Annotated in this window: 12 protein-coding genes and 2 pseudogenes; 8 read left to right on the top strand and 6 right to left on the bottom strand. The window is 62.0% G+C overall.

Translation table 11 applies throughout. From position 1 onward, the window contains the following. Positions 1 to 4 precede the first annotated feature (4 nt). Positions 5 to 619: a copper-binding protein gene (locus AB3X89_RS03875; RefSeq protein WP_368581907.1), complete on the bottom strand. Its 615-nt coding sequence runs from the start codon at positions 617 to 619 to the stop codon at positions 5 to 7. A gap of 786 nt (positions 620 to 1,405) precedes the next feature. Between AB3X89_RS03875 and AB3X89_RS03870 the strand changes: the two genes are divergently transcribed. Then, positions 1,406 to 1,684: a hypothetical protein gene (locus AB3X89_RS03870; RefSeq protein WP_368581906.1), complete on the top strand. Its 279-nt coding sequence runs from the start codon at positions 1,406 to 1,408 to the stop codon at positions 1,682 to 1,684. Positions 1,685 to 1,812: 128 nt separating this feature from the next. Here the strand turns inward: AB3X89_RS03870 and AB3X89_RS03865 are convergent, their stop codons facing one another. Beyond that, positions 1,813 to 2,121, bottom strand: coding sequence for a hypothetical protein (locus tag AB3X89_RS03865; RefSeq protein WP_368581905.1), 309 nt, complete (start codon positions 2,119 to 2,121; stop codon positions 1,813 to 1,815). A 788-nt stretch (positions 2,122 to 2,909) separates the two neighbouring features. Between AB3X89_RS03865 and AB3X89_RS03860 the strand changes: the two genes are divergently transcribed. After that, positions 2,910 to 3,248, top strand: coding sequence for an H-NS family nucleoid-associated regulatory protein (locus AB3X89_RS03860; RefSeq protein ID WP_368581904.1), 339 nt, complete (start codon positions 2,910 to 2,912; stop codon positions 3,246 to 3,248). On the opposite strand, the gene AB3X89_RS03855 is transcribed toward AB3X89_RS03860, so the two are convergent. Both AB3X89_RS03855 and AB3X89_RS03850 read right to left on the bottom strand, forming a co-directional pair. Beyond that, positions 3,245 to 3,883 carry an arsenate reductase ArsC gene (locus AB3X89_RS03855; RefSeq protein WP_368581903.1) on the bottom strand — a complete coding sequence of 213 codons (639 nt, stop codon included), beginning with the start codon at positions 3,881 to 3,883 and terminating at the stop codon, positions 3,245 to 3,247. The genes AB3X89_RS03860 and AB3X89_RS03855 overlap by 4 nt on opposite strands. A gap of 369 nt (positions 3,884 to 4,252) precedes the next feature. Beyond that, positions 4,253 to 4,966 (bottom strand): J domain-containing protein, encoded by a 714-nt coding sequence (locus tag AB3X89_RS03850; RefSeq protein ID WP_368581902.1) that lies wholly within the window; start codon positions 4,964 to 4,966, stop codon positions 4,253 to 4,255. A 498-nt stretch (positions 4,967 to 5,464) separates the two neighbouring features. Here AB3X89_RS03850 and AB3X89_RS03845 point away from each other — a divergent pair, with 498 nt between their 5' ends. The 6 genes from AB3X89_RS03845 to AB3X89_RS03820 all read left to right on the top strand — a co-directional run bounded on the left by AB3X89_RS03845 (position 5,465) and on the right by AB3X89_RS03820 (position 11,664). Beyond that, positions 5,465 to 6,166 carry an NADPH-dependent FMN reductase gene (locus AB3X89_RS03845; protein ID WP_368581901.1) on the top strand — a complete coding sequence of 234 codons (702 nt, stop codon included), beginning with the start codon at positions 5,465 to 5,467 and terminating at the stop codon, positions 6,164 to 6,166. 323 nt (positions 6,167 to 6,489) lie between these two features. Next, on the top strand, positions 6,490 to 6,705 hold the full coding sequence (locus AB3X89_RS03840) for a transcriptional regulator (RefSeq protein ID WP_176106231.1): 216 nt from the start codon (positions 6,490 to 6,492) through the stop codon (positions 6,703 to 6,705). A 191-nt stretch (positions 6,706 to 6,896) separates the two neighbouring features. Beyond that, a complete protein-coding gene (gene iaaH / locus AB3X89_RS03835) occupies positions 6,897 to 8,351 on the top strand; it encodes an indoleacetamide hydrolase (protein WP_368581900.1) in 1,455 nt (484 codons plus the stop codon). 102 nt (positions 8,352 to 8,453) lie between these two features. Beyond that, positions 8,454 to 9,242 (top strand): CDP-diacylglycerol diphosphatase, encoded by a 789-nt coding sequence (locus AB3X89_RS03830; RefSeq protein WP_368581899.1) that lies wholly within the window; start codon positions 8,454 to 8,456, stop codon positions 9,240 to 9,242. A 159-nt stretch (positions 9,243 to 9,401) separates the two neighbouring features. After that, the gene (locus tag AB3X89_RS03825) at positions 9,402 to 10,490 is read left to right on the top strand and encodes a fatty acid desaturase (RefSeq protein ID WP_368581964.1); all 1,089 of its coding nucleotides are present in this window, start codon (positions 9,402 to 9,404) and stop codon (positions 10,488 to 10,490) included. After that, a complete protein-coding gene (locus AB3X89_RS03820) occupies positions 10,435 to 11,664 on the top strand; it encodes a tyrosine-type recombinase/integrase (protein ID WP_368581898.1) in 1,230 nt (409 codons plus the stop codon). Before AB3X89_RS03825 ends, AB3X89_RS03820 begins: the two co-directional genes overlap by 56 nt. 765 nt (positions 11,665 to 12,429) lie before the next feature. Here the strand turns inward: AB3X89_RS03820 and AB3X89_RS03815 are convergent. Beyond that, a pseudogene (locus tag AB3X89_RS03815) lies at positions 12,430 to 12,840 on the bottom strand (UvrD-helicase domain-containing protein); the annotation flags it as partial. Positions 12,841 to 12,918: 78 nt separating this feature from the next. After that, positions 12,919 to 14,015, bottom strand: a pseudogene (locus tag AB3X89_RS03810) (DMT family transporter). Positions 14,016 to 14,069 lie beyond the last annotated feature (54 nt).

Raw genomic sequence — 14,069 nt, 5'->3', positions numbered from 1 at the left:
GCCGTTATTTGACGTCCGCGCCATTGCGCGACACCGCCGCCGCGATGGCCGACACGAACACCGCGCGCACCGAATCGCCAACCTTCAGTTTTTCGAGCGGAATGTCCGGCGCCACGTCGAGCGTTTCGGTGCGCGACGGCCCGCGCAGCGTGATCGTGCGCCTCTTGCGATCGATCTTGCGCACCGTCGCCACGACTTCGACGCGGCGCGCCGATGCAACCACACCGTTGGCCGCGGGCTGCGTGACTTCGGTATCGATGCGCTGGCGAATTCCGCTCGGCGCGAGTTTGTCGACGCCGACGAGCAGCGCGTTTTTGTACGCAATCGTCACGATGTCGCCGATATGCAGCTTGCTGACGTCGGCGGCTTGCGGATTCACGTCGAAGGTTTCGTCGCCGCCGTGTGGGCCGCGCAGCGTCACGCTGTTCGTCGCAGGATCGATCGCGACGACGCGCGCCTGAACGTGCAGCAGCGCGGCAGCGCCGATTGCCCGCCGTTCCGGCGCGGACGCCGCGTTGTCCTGCGCGAACGCCGAACCCGCCGGCGCGACCAAAACCGCGAACGCAACCGTGATCGCCTTCACTCGCATGAGCCTGGAGCCCGTTGTATTGCAAGCCATGAAATGCTCCTTTTGATTGCGTCGTTGTTACGGCAAATGTTTTGTCGCAGATCGCGTACTATGCGCAGCAGCGGCAACTGCGGTCGCTTCGAATAAAAAGGAAAACGGACTATTAATCGCTTTTAGCAGACGGGTACGCATTTTTGAAACCGGTAACGGTTCTTTTCTGATGCGCCGATTTGTCTCGCAGAACTGATCGTGAAAAGCGCGTGGCAGCGGGTGAGTGCGCGCAAGGAGCGGCGCGGCTTTGCGCACGCGTTCCCGGAGCGTCAGCGGAGGGGTTGAGAGCTAGCCATAACATATACCTCGCAAGGAGATGGACTACCGGGTGACCCAATGTAAGCGGGTCCGGAAATTGCCGTACGTTATGACTATTTCAAACTGTCTCGGGGATGCTAGCAAACGGGTAAAGGAATAGCAAGACAAGGGATCGCGCATCGCTATTGCGGATTAATCGGGCTTGCTGCGTCAAAACTTTTATGACGAGTGGCGATTCATTTGCGATAAAAATATGATGCGCGTCGTTTCGACTGTGGACGAATTGGCAATCAGCGAACGACTCAGCATAAACCCTTAATGGATGATACTGACGCTATTGCGCATCACTTCGCGACGAATACAAAAAATTGTCGTCAATCATTGGAATACTGCGCACACGGCCGGATTGATCGAGCGAATTTTGCCATCGAGATCACAGTCATCTGGCATCGCAGGCACAGCGTTTGCTCCAGCTCGCGTCGGCGTTTAACGCACAAACATTGGAATTATCGAAAGGACACCACACACATGGTCACGACTCGCCCCTGCACCGCCGCCTGCGTCATCGACGGCCGTCTCGTCACGCTCACTTTCTATCCGGACAACGGCGTATTGCGTATTGCCGATCCGACCGGCGTCTGTCTAAGGGAAACGCGCTGGCATGGGTCCTGGCGCGCACTGCTGGAAGTGTTCCGCGGTTACTACGATCCGGCGGAAAACAACGATACGGTACGCGGCGTCGACGATATCGTCGCGCGCCTCGGCGAGCGCAGCGCTGATGTTCCGCGGGAACTGACATTCTCGTGAAATGGCATGCGCTTGCGGTCAAGCGCATGCACCGCCGCGGCGGCGCGCGACGCCTGCCCTTTGCCTGGAAACCCAGAGTCATTCGGGCGCGCCTCGTTAGGCGCGCCCTGCTGCCGCTCACCGATCGGTCATTGACCGAAATAGGTTTTGCACTCCGTGCTGAACGAGCAGGACTGGCTGTGTCGGCCACCGGCTTGTGACTCGCCCGCCGGAACACCGCCATACGACGCGTTGCGCACGCCCTGCTCGCGCGGGTCCCAACTGCGACCGTAGGACATATCGGTCGTCGCCTGCGCCGATTCGTTCGCATTGAACTGCATCATCGCGCGACCTGACATGCCGGGGTCCGCCTGGCCGCTCAGTTCCTCCGCGGTGGCTGTTCTCGGTACCAGAAACAGGACGGCGGTCGCGGCAATCATCAATATACGTGCTCTCATTTCCGGACTCCTCGATCCGGCGCAGCAGTGTTCGTCCTCCACAAGAATTGATCCGCGAACAGCCAGCCTGCCCAATGGGGCCGAGGAACGGGTCGATGCCAATGCGCTACTGCTGCGACGGGTCACCGAACTAAACAGATGAAGAATTACCGCGCTTGCAACCGATGCCTCGACGCGTTCCTGGAGCGTCGGCGGAATCGGCGGACATAAGGCGGTTGTAAGTCTGCGTTGCGCAGCTTTTCGTCTTTCTTTTATAGGTCGCGCCCCCCGGAATTCAATCCAGGAGCTTCCAGCAGAGTGGCCGATTGTCCACACCGTTCGATAAACCGCATTCACTGACAAATTCAATGTGAACTAAGCGTGCTTTGCTCGCGCATTGCGTTATGATGTTGCTACAAAGCACAAAAAGCGAACCCGCACATCGACGAAAGTCCGGTGAAAGACGGACAGCGTGGAGTGACTCCATCCATTCGCAATCATTGCATCGAGACTCAGAGTTTTTCATAGCGAACGTCAGGCTTACCGGCCTCGTTCGCCGCGCTGCGACATGCTGAAATATTTGCTGATTGGGGCTCTCAGTTTGAGGGTCGGTTGTTCCAGCGGCCGTCTTTGTCCGAGGCCGTATTGCAAATTCGGGAGCAACGTTTTTTACCCGGCACATGGCATTTCCGTCAATCGACAACTCCACCGCGGGGCGGCCCCACTCAGTCGGGCTCGACGCTTCGCAGCTTTTTCCCCGCAATCTGTCTTCGACAGTACGCTGCACGTTTTAGAAGGACAAATATCCTATGGACGAACGGAAGCGAGATAGCATGATTGCGTATCTCCGCCATCGCATGGAAGAGTTTGGTATCAGGCCAGAAGACCTTGCCGCGGCGCTGGCTAACGAATCATTGGCCAAAAACGCTGAGCGCTATCGCAATGCGACCGGAGACAGCTGGGATGGCAATGGCGAAATGCCGCAATGGTTGAAGCAGGCCATTAGTGCCGGCCAGAGCATTGAGCATTTTGAATTGGCCGCCAAACCGGCGCCCGCACCCCAACCGAAAGCCCAACCGAAAAAACAGGTGGACTGGTCGAATGACCCGTTCGCCGGAACGCGGCTCGCGCGCCCGAATAGTCGCTAGGTGCAGGCCGCCGCGCTCGAAGGCGCGGACACCATGGCTGCGGATTCGAAACGAACCGCCGTGCCACGCACCGGTTTTGTGCCACCGCCTGGCATATTCGCGGTATTCGCGGCATTCACCGTATTCCCCGCATTGATGGCATTCGCCGCATCGACGATATTCGCGTGATTCGCGCGATTCGAGGCAGGCTGCGCATATTGCGGCAACTCGATAAACGCGCTGACCTGACGCACGATCTGCCAGAAGGTCTTGTCGAAAAGACGGGCCTGCTCGTCAGCGGACCCGTGGCCGCCCGCGAGCGGATCGGCAATGGTCCAATAGACGAATGCCGGCGCGCCGGGAAATACCGGCGCATGCAGCCCGCCGACGAATTCGTCGAGCGCGATCACGATATCCATGCGCGGCGCCCATTCGCCGGTGAATTCCAGCCAGCTTTTAGGGCTCAGCACCGCGCGCCCCGAAATGCCGGGCTGCAATTGCGCGACCGCGAGTGGATGAAGGCGCGCGGCCGGTTCAGGGCCCGCGCTGAACGCCTCGAACCGGTGCCCCGCCAGTTCGCGAAGTAAAGCTTCTGCAATGATGCTGCGGATCGAATTATCGCGGCAGAGAAACAGCACCTTATATTTTCTGGACACGCTTACCCCGTACCGATGTTTTTTTATTTAACCTCTGGGCGGAATTGTGCCGCTCCAGTCTTGCGCCCCCGTGACACTACGGCGTTTTTTTTATTTGCGCCACGGGATTCACGCCAGCTATCTCGAGTCCGGGGCACAGAGCACAACTTTGCGAATGGGCAGTGTACCAGTGTCCTGCCCCCAGTTTCAGCACCCTTTTTCAATATTTGTCAGATCAGGCGACGCTGCCGCCGGTGCGGCGATTCGGCGCGATCGGCGTGGCCGGGTCGTGATCGCAGCGCGCGGACCTGCGCGTAGGGGTATACGCGGTACGCGGGAAGCGTCGCCTCGAATGAGATTGCCGCAGGCAACCCGGATCGTCGCGACGCGTCAGAATTTCAGGCTGTTGAGGAACTGGAACCACAGGCTGCCGAGCGCACCGGCCGGATGGATGTCGCTGGCGGTCTCATCGCGCTTCGCGTGGTTCGCGCGTTTGACATGCGGTGTGTCGTGAAGGGCGGCTTCTGAAGCCGTGCTGGTTTCGTGCGCGGTTTTCGCCGGTTCGGCCTCGGCCGCCTCAGCTTGCGCCGCTGCCGCGCCCTTCGCCGCCTTACCCGCGCGCTGGGCATCTTGCGCGGCGTCCGCCTCGTCGCGGCGCGCCGCCTGCAACGCCGCGACGCTGTCGGCGATCTGCGCGGCGCGCTGTGGTTCGCATTGCCGGCCAAGCAGCACGCCGAACAGCACGTCGCGATTGTGGCCCTGGTCGGCGAAGCGGATCGCGATCGACACCATCTCCGCATACGCGGCTTCGTCCGCCGCTCGCGCCGCCGCCTCACGCTTGGCCTGCGCGCGTTGCCGACGCGTGTGCTGCGCCTCCCACTCGCGCATCTGTTCGGCGTAGACCGTGTCGTAGACCTTGCGCTGCTCGGCATCGGACAGGATCGCGTATGCGTCCTTGATTTCCTGGAACGCCGCGCGCGCCACGTCCTCGGCACCGTGATTACGATCCGGATGCCACTTCATCGCGGCTTTCCGGTAGGCCCGCTTGATTTCGTCGTCGGTGGCGTGCGCGGGCACGCCGAGCGTGTCATACAGGGTTGCCATGCTGGGCTCGATCTCGCGGAAAATCACTGCGGGCATCGTAGCATGCAAAAAGCGGCGTCATCGTGAAGCGGCTACCACGCACGTATATGCAACCGGCATTGCCGCCATGGCGCAACGTCCGCCAGCGACCCACGAAAAAAAGGCCCCACCACTTGCGTAGCGAGGCCGAGTCCCATGTCTAACGCGATCTATGGAGGAGACGAGTCCATCTTAGGGTCTTGCCCGCACCCGCCCAACCAACGATTCGCCATATGCTTATCGCCCGCTTGCTCACGTGCATCGCAGATGCGACTCTTCGCGTCGTGGCCGCATGGTTATATCGTTAGAACAAAAAGTCGCTTAGCGGCGCGGCGCTCGCTCATTAAGATGACACTTCAAAGTCCGGTTCACTCCGGTCGGTCCGTTCACGGCCGTGCACATGCGTTGCTGACGCTGCATGAGTCCCGCATCGACCGCGCCGTCAACCGCAGCGTGAACCGCAATCGAAGGAGCATTTCGTTGAGCAGATCCGATCACTCCCGCCCGCCGCTCATCATCGGTATTGGCGGTACGACGCGCGCGGCCTCGTCGACCGAGCGCGCGCTGGCCTTCGCGTTGCGCGGCGCCGAAGCCGCCGGCGCGCAAACCCGCCTGTTCGGCGGCACTTTTCTGCATAGCCTGCCGCACTACGCGCCGGAACAGCCGGCCCGCACCGACGAACAACTCGAGTTGCTCGACGCGGTGCGTCGCGCGGACGCGGTGATCATCGCGACACCCGGCTATCACGGCGGCGTATCCGGGCTCGTGAAAAACGCGCTCGACACGCTCGAGGAATTGCGCGCCGACGAGCGCCCGTATCTGGATGGCCGCGCGGTGGGATGCATCGTCACCGCCTACGGCTGGCAGGCGGCGGGCTCCGTGCTGACGTCGCTGCGCTCGATCGTGCATGCGCTGCGTGGCTGGCCGACGCCGTTCGGTGCCGGCATCAACACGCTGGAGACGCGTTTCGATAGCGTCGACAGCTGCTCCGATCCGAAAGTCATCGAGCAACTCGCGACCGTCGGCCAGCAAGCCGCGCAGTTCGCGCTCGCGTTCAATGCACAGCGTGCGCACGGCGCACCCGCCACGTCGAGCCATTCGACCACGAGCCGGACCTCCGCACAAAACACCACCTCGATCGCCGCGGACGGCCGTTCCGCGCGCGTCCTGCACGCGGTCTGAAATACTCCCCCGGCACCCGTGACGCCGCCGCAATTGCGCGTGGCGTCACGCTTTGCGCCGAGCGACCGTGCGCCACATAACAGACATCGCGACCCCGCTCGAATAGAGTCCCGAACACAGCGACTTCGATCCAATCCGGGCTTCTGATTACCACTCCCGCGCCGCGCTGATTTGCTTCCGACGAAAGATTGGTTCACCCGCTGCGCAGCGCGCCCTACGCTTGACCCTGCCCGCCGCTTCACCCACCTTCGGCAACGACGGGGCCGCGCCGCACGCATTGGTATTCCGCACGACACCCGCGGACACACAGACAAGTCAGGATCATGAACTCACACATCCGCTACAAGGGCTACGAGGTCGAAGCGGCAACGCAACTGCTCCCCAACGGATTATTCGCCGCCAATCTGACGATCGAGCAGCGCGACGAGAATACGCGTAAAGCTTATTCGTTCGACGCGCTCGACTACTTCTTCGACGAAGAGCATGCGCTCGCCTATGCGTCGGACTGGGGGCGCATGTGGATCGATAATCACCGGTAAGCGCATCGATATCGATGAAAGCGAGCGCGACGCGCGTTGTGCATCGCCCGGCATCGGCCCTCAGGCGGATGTGCCAGAATAGCTGAACCCTTGCGTTCGCTGTCTGCCCGCGTGACCTGTCCGCTACTTCGACGGATGCAGTCGAACCTCGCGCCGCCCGCGACGCATCCATCGATACGGAGACGCCGGTAATGACATGGACCGTCGATGCACAACTCGCGCTCAGCGCGGCACAAGCGGTCGAGGCGCTGCAAGCGGGCCGGCTCAAAGCCGCCGACTACGTCGCCACCCTGCTCGCGCGCGCCGCCGCCCTCACGCAGTTGAACGCACTCACCACGCTCGACTTCCACGGCGCGCTCGCCGCCGCGCAGCGCATCGACGCATTGACGCCAGCGGAGCGGGCGCGACTGCCGCTTTGCGGCCTGGCCATAGTCGTCAAAGACAACATCAACACCGCGGGCCTGCCGACGACGGCCGGCACGCCCGCGCTCGCCGGCTTCGTGCCGAACACCAATGCACCATCGGTGCAACGACTCGTCGACGCGGGTGCGATCGTGCTCGGCAAGGCCAATATGCACGAGCTTGCGTTCGGCATCACGAGTACCAACCTGTCCGCGCACGCGGGGCCGGTGCGCAACCCGTACGATCCGTCGCTGATACCGGGCGGTTCGTCGGGCGGCACCGCGGTGGCGATCGCCGCACGCATCGCGCCCGCCGGGCTCGGCACCGACACCGGCGGCTCGACCCGCATCCCGGCCGCGCTGACCGGCACCGCGGGCTTTCGTCCATCGGTCGGCAATGGCGGCGCCGAGCGGCGCTATCACGACCCCAACGCGGTCGTGCCGATCAGCCATACGCGCGACACCGTGGGCCCGATGGCGCGCAGCGTCGCCGATCTGGCGCTGCTCGACGGCGTGATCACCGGCGACGGCGCGTTGCCTGCGATTGCGCTCGACGGCTTGCGCATCGGCTTGCCCGCGCCGCTGTGGGACGCTCTCGAGCGACAGGTCGAAGACGTCGCGCGCGCCGCGCTGCAAAAGCTCGAAGCGGCGGGTGTCACCTTCGTGCCGGTCGCGATGACCGAGTTGGAGCATCTGAACGGCATGGTCGGCGGTCCGCTCGCCATTCACGAAGCGCGCGACGACGTGCTCGCGTGGCTCGTCGCGAATCAGGCGCCGGTGCAGACCGTCGCCGATCTGGCCGTGCGCATCGCGAGCCCGGACGTGCGCGCGATTTACGACGACGTGCTCGCCGACGTGCTCGGCTCGCACTATTCGGCGGCGCTCAATTACTGGCGGCCGCGGCTGCAGAACTACGTCGCCGCGACGTTCGCGAATGCCGGTCTCGATGCGTTGCTGTTTCCGACGACGCGGCTCGTCGCGGTGCCGATCGACGATCTGAACGGTTCGTCGACTGTCACGATCGATGGCGGTCCGCCGATCGATACGATGGAAGCGTTCCTGCGTAATACCGATCCGGCCAGCACATCCGGCATTCCGGGGCTGTCGCTGCCGGCGGGTATCAGCGCGAGCGGGCTGCCGGTCGGCCTCGAACTCGATGGACCGCTCGGCTCGGACAGGCGGCTGCTGGCCATCGGTGTCGCAATTGAACAGGTACTGGGAGAGTTGCCGGCGCCGGTGCTGTGAAGCCCGAGTTTCACGTCGGCGCCATCCGGTTTGTGCTCTAATGCCTGCGCATTGCAGCCCGCATTGCGGCGCTTTCCCTGCCCGAACCCCACCCAAGCGACGATGACGGACCTCGCCACCGCCCTCTCATCTCGCGGCCTCGCGCGCCGCATCGTTCACTTGACCGCCGTGCTCGCGGCCGCTCTCGCCGCCAGCGCCTGCGCGCGCCTCGATACGGTCGATTCCAACGCGCTGTGGAAGATCGTCGACATTCGCTGCGTGCCTTCGCAGCTGGCCACCGGCACGCCGGGGCAATGCACGGTCGTCGATCTCGACAAGCGCTATGTCATCCTGAAGGACATTCTCGGCCGCTCGCAGTTTCTGCTGATGCCGACCGATCGCATCACCGGCATCGAAAGTCCGCTGATCCTCGCGGCCGATGCGAAGGACTACTGGAGCGACGCGTGGGATTCGCGCCATTACGTGCAGCAAGCGGTCAAACGCGAATTGCCCGACGATCAGCTCGGCCTCGAAATCAACTCCGAATATCGTCGCTCGCAGAACCAGCTGCATATCCACATCGATTGCATGCGGCGTGAAGTCAGCGCCGCGCTCGCCAGTCACGCTCACGACGCGCCCGGCGAATGGCGCTGGGCGACGCTCGATGGCAAGCGCTACAGGATCATGCGCGTGAGCTCGCTAAGCGGCGCCGACGACCCGTTCAGGATCGTCGCGCGCGACAATCCCGATCCGGCGACGATGGCCACGCAAACCATCCTGGTCACCGGCGCGGGACCGTCCGCGGCTCGGGATGGCTGGCTGATCGTCAACAGCGGTATCGACATCGATGGCGGCAGCGGCACGGCCGAAGGGCTGCTCGATCACGCCTGCCGCGTGGCGGACGATCATTGAACGCTTACCGGATACGCACTATCCGCGCCCGCTTTTCCACGATTGCGTGGATGCATTGCTCAATAAAATGGTTCGGGCGCACAGCGTCGCCCCGTAGGATCGGTCTGGACCTGCGAGTCAACATCGCGGGTTCGAACATACATGCGGACCGATGCAACGATGGCGATCTATCTCGACGACTCCCAGCGCAACGATATCGACCGTCTGGCCGCTGGCCGGGCCTGGCGCACGCAGTGGCCGACATGGGCGCTGATCGTCGCGATCTACGGTGGCTGGTTCGGCGTCGCCGCGCACGCGCGTCTGCTGGGTCTGCCGCTGACGGCCGCGCTGCTGGCCATCTTCGGCGCATGGTACATGTCGTTGCAGCACGAGCTGCTGCATGGCCATCCGACGCGCTCGCGATTCGTCAACGCGCTGCTCGGCTTCGCGCCCCTCGCGGTGTGGTTCCCTTATCACGTGTATCGCGAGTCGCATCTGCGCCATCACGACGATGCGTATTTGACCGAGCCCGGCAGCGATCCGGAAAGCTATTTCGTTAGCGCAGCGGACTGGCAACGCGCGGGCACCGCGATGCGTGCGTTGCTGGTTTTCCGCAATACGTTGATAGGTCGCTTGCTGGTCGGGCCGGCGTTTGCGATTGCCGCGACCGGTGCGCAGGCACTCGACAAGATTCGCGACGGCGATTGGCGCGACCTGCCCGCATGGCTCGCGCATCTCGCCGCGCTGGTTGCACTCACTGTGTGGTTGCAGCAGCGGTGCGGGATACCGGCGTGGGTGTTCATCGTCGGTGCGGGGTATGGCTCGCTCGCGCTTGCATCGGTGCGTTCGTTTCATGAGCATCGGATTGCGCAGGAGCCCGCGCATCGCACGGTCATCAATGAAGCGGGATGGCTGTGGCGGTTGCTGTTTCTGAACAATAACTATCATCTGGTTCATCATGACTTGCCGCAGGTGCCGTGGTTTGCGCTTCGGACGGTCTATCAAACGTCCCGCCAGCAGTACATCGAACGCTCCGGAGCCTTTCTGGTCGGGGGCTACAGCGAATGGGTCAGACGCTATGGATTCGCTGCGGTGGCGCATCCGGTGGCGACCGGCACGTCCGACTCAGGCCGACGAAATCCGCCTGCTTCCGCCGGTTTTGCGGGTAAATTGCGGGTAAAATTTATGGTAGTTGTCCGCCAAGGAGAACTCCATGAAGCTCACCTTCCCACTCCTGCAGAACGCCAAACCGCAGAGCAAGCCCTATAAACTTCGTGATCGAGACTCCATGTATTTGCGGGTCTCGGTCTCGGGCTCGAAAGTCTGGAAATTTGACTACCGGTTGGATGGCAAGGACTGCAGTTACACTCTCGGCCGATTCCCCGATCTTTCGATAACGGACGCTCGTCAACGTCGCAGCGCTGCAGCCAAGCTGGTCGCATCTGGCATCCATCCGAAGGCATACGAGAAGCAACTACAACAGCAGACTGTTGCCCATCAGAAGAACACGCTCTGGCCCGTGTGCGAGGAATGGCTGGAGGACCATCGGGGAAAATGGACCCCCTACTATCACGCTCAAGCCACGCGTTTCCTTGCGCGCTACGTGAAAGGTTCACCTCTCGGCACTATGCCGGTCCGCGACATCAAGGTGTCGCATGTGTACGATCTGCTGCAGTCGATTGCAAAACGCAAAGCTCTTGCAGACGATGAACGCAAGGCAGAAGGCGCACCACATATCGCCATACGGGTTCGCCAACACCTCGACGCTATATTCAGACGCGCGATCATCAGCGGGCGCGTGGACGCGAACCCCGTTGCAGCGCTTAAGGCATCCGATGTGGTGACGCTCCCGCCTACGCGCCACAACCGGGCGCTCGAGGCTCATGAACTCAAGCACCTACTGGCTACTTTTTCGGTCACCGGAACTCAGCGCACACACCTAGCGATGCGCTTACTGCTACTAACCTCGCTGCGCAGCGTCGAGCTGCGAGGTGCAAGGTGGCGGGAGATAGACTTGCAATCTGCGATATGGGCTATCCCCGAAGAGCGCATGAAGATGGAGCGTCCGCATGTGGTGCCGCTCAGCAGGCAGGCAATTGAGATTTTGGAAAAGATCCGGGAAATTAATCGACCTAAGAGCGCTGACGACTACCTCTTTCCAAACGTCAGAGATGAATCGCGGCCGATGGCAGCCACCACCATTAATGCAGCCTTGGTCCGAAGTGGATTCAATCACGAACGCCTTTTCAGGGCACACGGCGCACGCGGTACGTTCAGCACATGGGCACATGAACAGGGGTTCACGCCGCTCGCGATCGAACGTCAGTTGGCCCACGTCGAAAAAAATCGGGTGAGCCGCGCGTATAACAAGGCCGAGTTTCTTTCTGAGAGACAGAAGATGATGCAGGATTGGGGAGACTATGTGCAGAGGCTGAGCGATTAGTCTTCAGTCTGCGTCCCTCGTCGCACGCACACTACAAGCAGTCTCGCGGTACCGACGAAGCAGTGCGATGCGTTTCTGAGTCGAGCTGGCCGACAATTCCCACTCGATTAGCAACTACCCACCGCAAACCCAACGCTGGGCCTGACACGGGTCCCATGGCGCCCGGCGATACCGTCAGCGATACCGACATTCCCGCCCGGCACTCAACGGCCTCGGGGGGGCCGCATCGGAAAATCAGCACCGCCTGCTTAACAAAGATCGTCTAAACCATGCATCTCCAGTTCACTTCGGAGGTTGATACCGTCTGCGATACCGTCAGGTCACAACTGCCTAACTGAGCCGACCGGCGGCTGGTCTTGAGGTTTGTTCGACGCCTGCCCATGTCCGTGGGCTCGCAAGCGCGAGACAGCGCATGCGGGCAGGTGTTGGACAAACCTGAAGGGAGGAAACCGCGGAGTGCTCCGATGCGGTCGAGGTCGCGAAGGCTATGGTGATTGATAGCCCGCAATGTTCAGGGACGTTGCCCGATGAGCGCTCGGACCATCTGGCAGATGGACCGTGAGGCGATGACGAAGCGGTGCAGTGGCGCAATCGCGGTGGCGGATCGGACGTGTGAGGGAGTGGCGGGAGCGAAAGTCGCAAACGTCCGCTCGCAGGCCGCGTTGCCGCGGAGCCGACGGTCGGGTTGCTTGTCCTGGAACAGGAGCACCCATGTCGCGCCCCGGCGCGTGGGTGGCGCGCGAATCGGCGCGGTCCGCGCAAGGATACCCCCGCGGCAAGATGCCAGATCGCTGACACATTCTTGCGACACAGGATGGCATCAACGGGTGGTGAAACAGACGGGTCTTCAACGCCGATCGGGCCGATCGCTTCCTGTCCGCGAATGGGTGTTTCCTCGCCCATCAAAGCGAGCAGCCGACTGGCCAGCGAGGCAATCGCGGGGCCGAAATGGAACGACTCCGTCAGGGCGCATTCGGGTGCATGTATCTGCGCCATTGTGTTAACTGCACGACGCCATTCGTATATCTGTTGATATGGATCGCCAACGAAGACAATCTGCGCGTGCCGTTGTCGATCAAGGAGCCACAGCATCACTCCGTCGCTGTCCTGTGCTTCATCGAACAGGATGAAATCAGATTCTATGCACGGGTCGGTTTGCGCCCAGACCTTCAGGTATCTGCGCACGAAGCAAAAAAACGAGACATCTAACTCACTGAACTCGCGCAGCGCAATAACTTCGTGTTTTTGCCAAGCCTAGTGCTGGTGACGATGGTGGATATCCGGGAAGTGCGCGTGCGAATGCGTGATGGGCAGGTGGACATGCGGATGGGCGTGGGGCTCGTCACCGGCATAGGGAAAGTCGTGCTCGTGCTGATGATGTTCGTCGTGGCGGTGCCGGTGTACGTGCTCCATCAGTTGGTGCGTATGCTCGTGTTCGTGCCGCTCGCGTAGATGAAGCCAGATGCCAAGCGCCATCAGTGCTGCGGCGATCTAGAAGGTGATCGACGGAAGTTCTGGCCAGATGAGCAGCGAAATGGCAACACCAAACAAAGGTGCAACCGAGAAGTAGGCGCCCGTGCGGGCCGTTCCAAGATGACGAAGCGCGACGACAAAAAGAACAAGACTCACCCCGTACCCGGCGAGCCCCGTGAGCATGGCAGCGCCCACGGTGATTGCTGATGGCACTGATGCGCCAGTCGCGATCGCTATCGCAAGATTCACGGGCCCCGCAAATCAGACCTTTGAGGCAGGCGATCACCATCGCGTCATTCGCGGACACCTTGCGCGTGAGGTTGTTGTCAACTGCCCAGCACAGGCACGCTCCGACGGATCAGCAGGGCACCGGCCGACAGACCCGTCTCGCCCGGCGTCCAGGACAGCATCACGACGCCGGCGACGATCGCAACCATGCCAAGAAACACCTGCAGATCAACGTTCTCACGGAAAACCACCCACGCAATCACGGCGGTCGCCACGCCCTCCAGGTTCAGCAGAAGCGAACTCGATGCGGCCGGCGCGCTCGACAGACCCAGCATAAGCAGGGCCGGCCCGGCGACACCTCCGGCGACGATCGCACCAGCCAGCCACGGCACTTCAGCTTTCCGAAAGTGATGGCTGGTCGCGGCTTGGGCAGCCGGCCGTCGAAACCGGCGGGCGATGATCCCGACACCGAGTCCCACACCACGCCCGAGATAGATCAGGCCTGCGACCATGAACGGGGACATCGAGCCGAGTAAGGCTTTGGCGAGAGGCGTCGCGGCGCCGAACAACGCCGCAGCGCTGAGGGCGGTTAAAACTGCGCGCCAATTCTTGATGTCATGCCAGGTCGGGGTGCGGGAAGCCCCGCACATGGTGGATTTGAGCAACAGTTTACCCAACTTAAGGATCGTCTTTGTGTGAGTCGT

Source organism: Paraburkholderia sp. BR14320 (genome assembly GCF_040948665.1).
Taxonomy (GTDB): domain Bacteria; phylum Pseudomonadota; class Gammaproteobacteria; order Burkholderiales; family Burkholderiaceae; genus Paraburkholderia; species Paraburkholderia youngii.
Note: the sequence above shows the minus strand (reverse complement) of the source record. Positions and strands in the feature narration are given on the sequence as shown.

Bases quoted from the DNA above. Each gene is read 5' to 3' on its own strand.
- AB3X89_RS03875 (WP_368581907.1), bottom strand. From the start codon at position 619: ATGGCTTGCAATACAACGGGCTCCAGGCTCATGCGAGTGAAGGCGATC.
- AB3X89_RS03870 (WP_368581906.1), top strand. From the start codon at position 1,406: ATGGTCACGACTCGCCCCTGCACCGCCGCCTGCGTCATCGACGGCCGT.
- AB3X89_RS03865 (WP_368581905.1), bottom strand. From the start codon at position 2,121: ATGAGAGCACGTATATTGATGATTGCCGCGACCGCCGTCCTGTTTCTG.
- AB3X89_RS03860 (WP_368581904.1), top strand. From the start codon at position 2,910: ATGGACGAACGGAAGCGAGATAGCATGATTGCGTATCTCCGCCATCGC.
- AB3X89_RS03850 (WP_368581902.1), bottom strand. From the start codon at position 4,966: ATGGCAACCCTGTATGACACGCTCGGCGTGCCCGCGCACGCCACCGAC.
- AB3X89_RS03840 (WP_176106231.1), top strand. From the start codon at position 6,490: ATGAACTCACACATCCGCTACAAGGGCTACGAGGTCGAAGCGGCAACG.
- iaaH (WP_368581900.1), top strand. From the start codon at position 6,897: ATGACATGGACCGTCGATGCACAACTCGCGCTCAGCGCGGCACAAGCG.
- AB3X89_RS03830 (WP_368581899.1), top strand. From the start codon at position 8,454: ATGACGGACCTCGCCACCGCCCTCTCATCTCGCGGCCTCGCGCGCCGC.
- AB3X89_RS03825 (WP_368581964.1), top strand. From the start codon at position 9,402: ATGGCGATCTATCTCGACGACTCCCAGCGCAACGATATCGACCGTCTG.
- AB3X89_RS03820 (WP_368581898.1), top strand. From the start codon at position 10,435: ATGAAGCTCACCTTCCCACTCCTGCAGAACGCCAAACCGCAGAGCAAG.